The sequence below is a fragment of the Ruegeria lacuscaerulensis genome (genome assembly GCF_013031245.1).
GTDB lineage: Bacteria > Pseudomonadota > Alphaproteobacteria > Rhodobacterales > Rhodobacteraceae > Ruegeria > Ruegeria lacuscaerulensis_C.
In genome coordinates, this window is record NZ_WPZL01000087.1 from 1 (window position 1) to 2,504 (window position 2,504).

Annotated in this window: 2 protein-coding genes; both read left to right on the forward strand. The window is 59.9% G+C overall.

Annotated features, from left to right (window positions below; all coding sequences use genetic code 11):
- The first annotated feature begins 120 nt into the window (after positions 1-120).
- On the forward strand, positions 121-1,608 hold the full coding sequence (gene istA, locus GOX66_RS25370; protein WP_170766679.1) for an IS21 family transposase: 1,488 nt from the start codon (positions 121-123) through the stop codon (positions 1,606-1,608).
- On the forward strand, positions 1,605-2,360 hold the full coding sequence (gene istB, locus GOX66_RS25375; protein WP_170766681.1) for an IS21-like element helper ATPase IstB: 756 nt from the start codon (positions 1,605-1,607) through the stop codon (positions 2,358-2,360). The genes istA and istB overlap by 4 nt, the downstream gene beginning before the upstream one ends.
- Positions 2,361-2,504 lie beyond the last annotated feature (144 nt).

Sequence of the window (2,504 nt, forward strand, 5' to 3'; positions counted from 1 at the left end):
TGAGAATGGCGGTGAGAAAGTCGACCACGGTAGCGGCGGGATGACCCTGCTGCGGGCGGCGTAAAAGTCGTCCATCTTTGCCCTTTCTTTTGACGGAGGGAGGGTGGGAGGATCTTCACCGTGGATTTGTATCGCAAAGTTCGTTTGGCCTGTGCCGAGGGCATGAGTCAGCGAGAAGCGGCGCGGCATTTCGGGATATCTCGTGACAGCGTTCGCAAGATTTTGGCGTTTTCGGTCCCGCCCGGCTACCGGCGGTCAGCACCGATCCGGCGGCCCAAGCTGGATGGGTTCACCGGGATCATCGATCAATGGCTGTTGGAAGATCGGCAGCGACCGCGCAAACAGCGGCATACGGCCAAGCGGATCTTCGAACGCCTGCGCGATGAGCATGGCTTCGAGGGTGGTTACACCATCATCAAGGACTATGTCCGGGAGCACGGTCGACGGCATCGCGAGTTGTTCGTACCGCTTAATCATGCACCCGGCCATGCTCAGGCCGACTTCGGCGAAGCAGTGGTGGTGATCGGTGGCATTGAGCAGAAGGCTCACTTCTTTGCCTTGGATCTGCCGCACAGCGATGCCTGTTACGTTCGAGCCTATCCAGCGGCGACGGCCGAGGCCTGGATGGACGGGCACGTCCATGCCTTTGCGTTCTTCGGTGCGGTTCCGCAGTCGATCCTGTACGACAACGACCGGTGCCTTGTGGCGAAGATCGAGCCCGACGGAACTCGCAGACGCGCGCGGCTGTTCAGCGAGATGCTGTCTCATTACGTGATCCGGGACCGCTACGGGCGTCCTGGCAAGGGCAACGACAAGGGGTCCGTCGAAGGGCTGGTTGGCTATTCCCGGCGCAATTTCATGGTGCCGGTCCCGAGTTTTCCGACTTGGGATGCCTTCAACAATTGGCTCGAAGAGCAGTGCCGGAAGCGCCAAAACGACAAGCTGCGCGGGCACAATGAGACGATTGGAGAGCGGCTTCAACGCGATCTGGAGGTAATGGCGCCGCTTCCCTCCCGGTCCTTCGAAGCCTGTGACCAGGCAACGGGCCGGGTCAATTCGCTTGCGTTGGTACGTTACAAAACCAACGACTATTCCGTGCCGGTTGCCTTCGGGCACCGCGATGTCTGGATCCGCGCCTATGTTGACCGGGTGGTGATCGGAAGCGGCGGCGATGTCATCGCACGGCATGTTCGCAGCTACGACCGTGAGGGCATGGTTTTTGATCCGATCCATTACCTGCCGCTGATCGAGAAGAAGATAAACGCTTTTGAGCAGGCGGCTCCTCTGGCGGGATGGGAACTGCCCAGGGCATTCTCCACCCTTCAGAAGTTGATGGAAGCGCGCTTGTTGAAGGCTGGTCGACGCGAATACGTACAAGTTCTCCGATTGCTGGAAAGCTTTGAGATGGAAGAAGTCCACGCCGCCGTGAAGACGGCTCTCCAGATGGGAGCAATCAGCTTTGACGCCGTGAAGCATCTGGTGCTGTGTCGGGTGGAGCGGCGGCCGCCGAGGCTCGATCTGGATGTCTACCCGTTCCTGCCACGGGCCAAGGTGGCGACGACATCTCCGGCCAGCTACATGTGCCTGACAACAGGTACCTCGACATGACAGAGACGCCACAGATCCTGCTGAACCACCAACTCAAAAAGCTGAAGCTGCCGACCATCCTGCGGGAATACGACAAGCAGGCTCGGCTCTGCGCTGCCGAAGGGAGAGATCACGTCCAGTTCCTGGCCCGTCTGATCGAGCTCGAACTCATCGACCGGGAACGGCGGATGATCGAACGCCGGATCAAGGCTGCGAAATTCCCGGCGACCAAGAGCCTCGATAGCTTCGATTTTGCCGCGATCCCTTCTTTGAACAAGATGCAGGTCCTGGAGTTGGCGCGCGGTGAATGGATCGACCGCTGCGAAAACGTCATCGCTCTCGGCCCCAGCGGCACCGGTAAGACCCACGTGGCGCTCGGCCTCGGTCTGGCCGCCTGCCAGAAAGGCCAGGCGGTTCGCTTCACAACCGCTGCCGCAATCGTCCACGAGTTGATGGAGGCCCGCGACGAGCGCCAGCTCCTGCGGCTTCAAAAGCAACTCGTGAAACAGAAGCTCCTGATCATCGACGAGTTGGGCTTCGTGCCCCTCAGCAAAACCGGCGCTGAGTTGCTATTCGAGCTGATCTCCCAACGATACGAGCGCGGCTCGATCCTGATCACCTCGAACCTGCCCTTCGATGAATGGACCGAAACATTCGGATCGGAGCGCCTCACTGGTGCCTTGCTCGACCGGCTGACCCACCACGTCAGCATTCTGGAGATGAACGGAGAAAGCTATCGCCTGGCACAGAGCAGGGCTCGGCAGAACTCCTAAATCACAGAAAAGATTGGTCCTGACGGACCAAGACGCCTCGGCAACCGCCAGCTATATGGGAGCGCGTTTGCCAAGGCGCCGGTCACCCAAGCAGTGGACGACTTTTGCTCCGCCCCGTGGCCGACTTTCTCACCGCCGTTGACA

What these genes read in the sequence shown, in the direction of transcription:
- istB (WP_170766681.1), top strand. Translation starts at nt 1,605, where the DNA reads ATGACAGAGACGCCACAGATCCTGCTGAACCACCAACTCAAAAAGCTG.